The sequence below is a fragment of the Halomonas sp. ATBC28 genome (assembly GCF_005937175.1).
Lineage (GTDB): Bacteria > Pseudomonadota > Gammaproteobacteria > Pseudomonadales > Halomonadaceae > Vreelandella > Vreelandella titanicae.
Genome location: NZ_VCQL01000060.1, coordinates 1 through 1,156, shown reverse-complemented (window position 1 = coordinate 1,156; position 1,156 = coordinate 1). Strand labels below are relative to the sequence as shown.

Below are 1,156 nucleotides of genomic sequence, written 5' to 3'. Positions count from 1 at the left end.
GGAAGGTCTGAATAACTGCCGATATTCATCAACGCTTACTTGAGCCGACAAAAAATCGAAAATTCAGACACTCTTCTCCCTTTCTTTGTGTATTTTTGCTCCTTTCCCGCTCATTGAGCGGGAAAGGAGCGCAATCGCCCTATTCCCATAGGTATTTCTCACTGATCAGCAGGTTGCTGAACGCCGCCAGCAAGTGCAGGCGCTGAGTGTTTTTGGCCAGTCCACGATAGCGAGCCTTGCCATAACCAAAAACTTGTTTGATGTACCGAAAGGGGTGCTCCACCTTGGCACGGATACTGGCTTTGATGTTTTCGACTTTCTGTCGCCTGGCATCTAGCTTCTTGCGGGTGCCAGGCCGTTTGGCAATATACCAAGAGATATCGTTGCGGTGCTTGTACTCGTCGCGTTTTTGAATACCCAGGTAACCGGCATCACCGAAGACGCGTTGCTCTTCACCGTGAAGGAGCTTATCGGCAGGCACAATGTCATGGACATTGGCAGCCGTGGTCTCGATGCTGTGAATCAACCCAAGCTTATCGTCGACACCTATATGCATTTTCATGCCAAAGTGCCAAGAGCTACCTTTTTTAGTCTGGTGCATTTCCGGATCGCGCTCGCCTTTTTTGTTTTTGGTGGAACTAGGCGCAGAGATGATAGTGGCATCGACAATGCTCCCTTCGCGCAGCATCAGGCCATTTTTCTCTAGGTGGTTGTTCACTTCCTGGAACAGCACCTTGCCAAGGCCGTGGTGTTCCAGAAAATGGCGAAACTTGAGAATCGTGGTTTCGTCCGGCAATCGGTCTAGTTTCAAACCGGCGAATTGGCGCATGGACTCGATCTCGTAGAGGGCGTCTTCCATGGCCGGATCGCTCAGGTTGTAAAACAACTGCATGCAATGGACGCGGAGCATGGCAGACAACGGATACGGAGGCCGCCCGCTCTCGCCCTTGGGGTAATAACGGGCTATCTTCTTCTCCAGCTGCGTCCAGGGGATCAGCTTGTCCATCCGCTCCAGAAAGAGTTCGCGGCGAGTCTTTCTCTTCTTGTTCTGGTACTCGGCTTCGGAGAAGGTGATTTGATCCATGGCAGCACTGAATCCTATGCAGTTGACGATAGCCGTATTATCACTGATGGCAGTGACTTTTTCAGAGCTTCC

The 1,156-nt window shown here is 51.2% G+C and carries 1 protein-coding gene; it reads right to left on the bottom strand.

What is annotated here, in order from left to right; genetic code table 11:
• Nucleotides 1-139: 139 nt before the first annotated feature.
• Entirely contained in the window at nucleotides 140-1,084 is a 945-nt protein-coding gene (locus E0L35_RS25275; protein ID WP_138801713.1) for an IS5 family transposase, read from the bottom strand.
• Nucleotides 1,085-1,156 lie beyond the last annotated feature (72 nt).